3 protein-coding genes are annotated in these 6,319 nt (G+C 37.4%); all 3 read left to right on the top strand.

Features of this window, described 5'->3' with window-relative positions; translation table 11 throughout:
* On the top strand, positions 1-223 hold a 223-nt coding region (locus AC0QT1_RS08210; RefSeq protein WP_473202087.1), incomplete at its 5' end, for a YadA-like family protein.
* 1,043 nt (positions 224-1,266) lie between these two features.
* Positions 1,267-4,584, top strand: coding sequence for a YadA-like family protein (locus tag AC0QT1_RS08205; protein WP_473202086.1), 3,318 nt, complete (start codon positions 1,267-1,269; stop codon positions 4,582-4,584).
* Between the two features lie 1,007 nt (positions 4,585-5,591).
* Positions 5,592-6,319: hypothetical protein (locus AC0QT1_RS08200; protein ID WP_473202085.1), on the top strand; the 728-nt coding region annotated here is incomplete at its 3' end.

Raw genomic sequence — 6,319 nt, 5'->3', positions numbered from 1 at the left:
ACAAGCAGCTGCTATTGGTTTGGCAGTCTCTAACTTAAGTTACGATGATACACCTGGAAAGTTAAGTATTTCACTTGGTACGGGTTTATGGCATAGTCAATCTGCTTTTGCTTTTGGTGCTGGTTACACCTCCGAAAATGGAAGAATTCGTACGAATGTATCTGCAACCAGTGCTGGAGGTCATTGGGGTGTAGGTGCAGGGCTAAGGGTAACTCTTAACTAACCGTACAAAATGTTTTTGCCCTTGTCATAAATTATGATAAGGGCAAAAATTCTATATTTAGGAGAGTAATATACAGAAAATCGTAGAGTAATATACTTATGGGGTCTCATATAAGTTATTTCATAGGAATAATTTTAATGAGAATGATTTTGTTTAAAACAAAGCGCATGAAATAAAAATGTACAAATGCAGAGTAATTTTTATATAAAGTAATAGATAGCGTAATCGCTCAATATCCTAGTTTATATGTTTGATACTTTTACTGATATAAATATCTGTTGGAAGATATGATTAAAAAAATCCCCTTTTTACTACTCTATTTATTTTCTTTGTATGGATCAGTAGCAATAATTAAGCAAAATGAGGAACTTAAAAAAATATAACTCTATAACACTACTCTTATAAGAATCTACAGAGCACACAATAAGAGTATGAGTTTTAAAATTTATAACTTAGAAAGAATGATTATTAAAAAAATTAATTTTTCTCTTGCTTTTTTTTTAAATAGGTTATAGAAAATAGACTGATCTTTAAGACTATTTGAGTAAAAGAGTTCTTTCTCACAGCGGGGGCGGTAGATATGAAAAAATCACACAACTATTTCCACTTCACTTTAAAGAAGCGTGATTCTGAAGTTCAGAAGCGTCTCGCTTATTTCTATGACAAAAGCGTAATAGCTTTACAAAAAACTTCCTAGATTACATCAGCAAACAATTTAGTGCTCTTTTTAGGCAATGTACATTCACTATTGCCCCCTACAATATATTACTTAATACGGCGAAAATATGGCTTTTCTATATCGAACTATTTCTCTTTCATCGTCAAGTCGACGGGTTTTTCTGAAAAAAGAACAACCTCCTTAAATACATAAAAAATTAAATCTTTTCTAACTGGGCTATCAATGAATGCCAATCATAATATCACTGATACTGTAGATAGTCCCCTTTCCCATTATGGCAACCCTAATCTTTTATAAAACAAGAAAAATATCATCTGGAGCAAGAGAGCGCCAGAATATGCTTTTCTTACTTGGAGAACTTATTATGAAAAAAATATATACCACACCACAAGTGCCAGCAGTAAATAGTTTAAAAAACTCTTGCTCACCTTATCGCTTACCTTTTATTAAAACAATTTCATTGGTTTCAATAGCTGCCTTTTTATCAAGTGCTTCTCCTGTTTTTGCTTGTGATAAGTGGGGTAATGTAGCACAGTATTTTGGTGGTGGTGCAAATATACTTAAAAGTATTGCACCAACCTATATGATTAACGGCCGTGTATATAGAGACGTTGGCTCTGCGTTTGCAGGGGTAGATAGTACACTTGCGAGTTGGGGAAATATTTTTGTATTTTTTAAGAAGGATATTGATAAGAAACTTGATAAAATCTCGTCTGATATGATTGTTAAGCAAGATGATACGGGACTTATTACCATTGGTAGACAAGTAAGTGGAGCGAAAGTAAGTATTGCAAATGTTAATGGTGCGACACGGATTCTTTCTGGTGTTGGTGCTGGTTCGATTGCAGCAACATCAACGGATGCGGTAAATGGTTCTCAAATTTATTCTATGAGCAATGAAATCGCTAGCTATTTTGGCGGTAAAGCTGGTTATAAAGATGGAAAATGGACAGCTCCTACTTTTACAGTTAAAGTTTTTGATGAGGATGGTAATGGATCTGAGCAGAACTATCATAATGTTGCAGATGCCTTTACGGGCGTAAGTGGTTCTCTCACCAGTCTTGATAAAAAGATTGAAAATATAGCCACTAATGTGACCGCTAATAGTCTTGTTAAGCAAGATGATACGGGACTTGTTACCATTGGTGGACAAGTAAGTGGAGCGAAAGTAAGTATTGCAAACGTTAATGGTGCGACACGGATTCTTTCTGGTGTTGGTGCTGGTTCGATTGCAGCAACATCAACGGATGCGGTAAATGGCTCTCAAATTTATTCTATGAGCAATGAAATCGCTAGCTATTTTGGCGGTAAAGCTGGCTATAAAGATGGAAAATGGACAGCTCCTACTTTTACAGTTAAAGTTTTTGATGAGGATGGTAATGGATCTGAGCAGAACTATCATAATGTTGCAGATGCCTTTACGGGCGTAAGTGGTTCTCTCACCAGTCTTGATAAAAAGATTGAAAATATAGCTACTAATGTGACCGCTAATAGTCTTGTTAAGCAGGATACAGCAGGACTTATCACTATTGGTGGACAAGTGAGTGGAGAGAGAGTAAGTATTGCAAACGTTCATAATGCGGAACGGATTCTTTCTGGTGTTGCTTCTGGTTCGATTACGGCAATATCAACGGATGCGGTAAATGGTTCTCAAATTTATTCTATGAGCAATGAAATTGCTAGCTATTTTAGTGACGGTGCTGGATATGATGAAGAAGGAAAATGGATATCTCCTACTTTTACACTTAAGGTCTTTGACAAGGCTGGGAATGGAACTGAACATGACTATCATAATGTTGCAGATGCCTTTACGGGTGTAAGTAGTTCTTTCACCAATCTTAATGAAAAGATCGAAAAGGTGACAGGTGATAGTTTTATTAAGCAAAATAGCGTTGGGCTTATTACGATTGGTGGAAGTAAAAACGGCAATAGAATAGATATTGCCAACAGCGCAAACGCCCCTCGGATTCTCTCTGGTGTGAAGGGTGGAGCATTTACGAAAACATCGACCGAAGCAGTAAATGGTAGCCAGCTTTATTCTATGGCTCAGGCATTTGCAAGTTATTTTGGCGGCGGTGCTGGATATGATGAAAAGGGAAAATGGTCAGGTCCAACTTTTACAGTTAAAGCCTTTGATAAGGATGGTAATGAGACTGAGCACAGCTATACCAGTGTCGCGGATGCATTTGCTGGTGTTAATAGTGCTTTCTCAACTTTGAATGAGCAGATTATTGATATAATAGAGAACGCTCCTATTACTGAAGGTTATCTAAAAACTGCCTCCACTCAAGGTGGTGGGTCAGAGATTGTTACAAACGGCTTTCCTTTTATGAGAAGCATGTTTATGAGAATCGCGCCTATGAGCAATGGTGATCCGGATCCCGATGCTCTCAAGTTTAATCTTGAATCACCATTACCGAAAGTGTATTTCGGTGGTGTGAATGGTCCACGGATCCTTACTGGTGTTGCTGCTGGTGAGGTTTCTTCTAACTCAATTCAGGCAATCAGTGGTAGCCAACTCTATGCGGTGAACACTGAGATTGCTAAGTATTTCGGTGGTACCACTAAGTATGAAGATAACGCTTGGGTTGCTCCAACCTTCAAGGTTTTCGGCTTCAATAAAGATGGTGCTGTGGATGACAATATAATACGCAATGATGTAGCGACGGCATTTGATGCTGTAAGTAACGGTATGAAGCTTATCAACGACCGCCTTACTACTGTTGAGAAGAAAGAAACTTCTGATGGTGGTCAGTCATGGATAGCAGATGAGAAGGTTAGGGAGTTTGAAAATAAGATAAATACGATTGACCAACAGGTAAAAGATCTTAAAACAGCAACAGATGAAGCTATTATCTATGAAAAAAACCCCGAGGGTACTGGAAGAGGCAATGCCATCAAGTTAGTAGGTGGAGATGCAACGAAAGGAGTCACTATAGAAAATGTAGCGGGTGGCCAACTTGCAGAAGGTTCTAGCAACGCAGCTACTGTTGGTCAAGTGTGGGACGTTGATCAGAAGGCGACGAAAGCCGAGGACGCCACAAAGGAGCTTAAGCAACAAACAACAACGCTTGAACAAGAGGCATCTCAGCTTAAACAAGATGTAAAAGGTCTTAAAGCAGTAACGGATATTGCTGTTACCTATAACACAGATAATAATGGACAGAAGATCAATAGCATCACGTTAGTAGGTGGAAATGAGAGTGAGCCAGTCACTATAAACAATCTAGCGGTAGAGGATAATCCAGTTGAAAAAGACTCTAAGAAAGCAGTTAACGGTGGTCAAGTATACAAGTACACTGAAGATCAAATGAAGATAGTTCTTTCGGATGCGAAGCAATATACGGATAGTCAAGCCGCAATTCTTGTCAACAAGGGCGTTACTGAGGCGAAATCTTACACAGATAAGAAATTTGAAGCATTAAGTTATGATATTAAGAATGTCCGCAAAGAAGCAAGACAAGCAGCAGCGATTGGTTTGGCGGTCTCTAACTTACGTTACTTTGATGATCCAGGATCTTTGAGTGTTTCATTTGGTGGCGGTTTATGGCGCGGCCAATCTGCAATTGCTTTTGGTGCTGGGTATACCTCTGAAGATGGCAAGATTCGTTCTAATCTATCAGCAACCAGTGCTGGGGGGCAGTGGGGAGTAGGTGGTGGAATAACGCTAAAATTAAAATAACACCAGCTAATACAAAAAAACTGTAATTTAACCAAAATTTCGCCCTTGCCTAATCAGGCAAGGGCGAAATTTTATATTACAGAGAAGTAATATTTTACAGAGAAAGTTATAGAGTGGTACGTAAAATTTCATAACACTATATTCTATAGGAATAATTTTACAAAGACTGATTTCACTGACTAAGAAGTGAAGCACTTTAACAAAAATTTTACAAATGCAGAGTAGTCTCTCTAAGATAAATTGAGAGGGTACGTAATCATATCATAACTTAAAGACGTACATTCTATAATTTCATTAAGAGAGAATATCCATTGGGGGGATACGCTAAAAAAATCAAAAATTCTATTTCATTATTTATTTCAGCAGGAGTACTCACGAAGTACGCAATAGCTGCAATTATTAATAAGACTCATTTTGACCAAAATGAGAGCCCTCAAAAACTCTGTAACAAAACCTCTCTATAAGTCTGCAACCTATGCGATGAAGCTATGAATTTTAAGATTATAGAAGCACTTCACGATCTTATAAATCAGAAAGACTCATTATGTAAAAATAATTAAATTCATTTTCTTCTTGCTATTCCTCTCAATAGTCTATAACAAGATAATGGAGTCATCAATAAGACTCATTTTGATAAAAAGTTATCGCAAGGGGAGGTGCGGATGATCATAAAAACATCACACAACAATTTCCACTTTCTTCTCTTTGAAAAAGAGAGCTCTAAAACGCAAGGGCACTCCGCTTATTCATTACAACAAAATACAATAAGCACCAACGCTCCCCATGCTTCTTAAACAAATAAAATGAGCTACGTTACCTAAAAAAACATGCACTCAACTTAGAGGCAAAAAAACAAAACCCCATCAACCAAATTATTAACCAACCACCACTACCTGCCTCTACGGCATCTAAACCTTATAGAGAATGAGAAAAAAACATCCCCACGCTACCTTTAGCGCTGAAATATGTCTTTTTAATGTTCTGAATATATTTTTGGAGAATTTGTTATGAAAAAATTATATACCACACCAAAAGCGCCTGTGGTGAGTAATTTTAAAAGTTCTTGCTCGCTTTATCATTTACTTTTTATTAAAGCGCTTTCATTGGTTTCAGGAATTCTTCTCTTATCAAATATTTCTCCTGTTTCTGCTCATACTCAGGTTTTTAATAACTTATCAAACGGTTTTAGTGGTGGTACAAATGTGCTTAAAGGTATTCCACCTGTCGATAGAGTTGATAATAAAGAGTCTAGAGATACTGGTTCTGTATTTATGGGGGATGAAGATTCCTTCAAAAACTTAACACCTAATATTAAGTTTCAGACTAAAGTTGCTTTTGATACTGCTTTTGCAGGAGTGGAAAGTTCTAAAAATGGAGCAGATACATTTTCTGGTGTTAAGAGTACTTTCACAACTTTGAATAACCAGATTGTAGAGATAAAAGAAACCCCTACTCTTGGGGAAAAACACGAGCAACTCTCTCAAAGTGATGATCAACCTGAGAATACAAACAGCTTCCCCTTTATGAGAAACTTATCCCCTACACGAGCATTCAATCGGGCAGCCCGAGAGAATGATGAGCCTATGATATCTATTTCTCCAAAGTCATCAGCAACCAGAGTAAGTTTTATGAATGGTGAAGGTAAGCCTCGGAATCTTTTGGCTGTTGCTGCTGGTAGTCTTTCACAAGACTCAACTGAAGCGGTAAATGGTTCTCAGCTTTATTTATTAGGGAG

Source organism: Bartonella sp. P12B, assembly GCF_055796185.1.
The sequence above is the reverse complement of the archived record's forward strand: the minus strand, read 5'-3'. Positions and strand labels throughout refer to the sequence as shown.

Coding starts and splice junctions, on each gene's coding strand:
- AC0QT1_RS08205 (WP_473202086.1), top strand. CDS start 1,267: ATGAAAAAAATATATACCACACCACAAGTGCCAGCAGTAAATAGTTTA.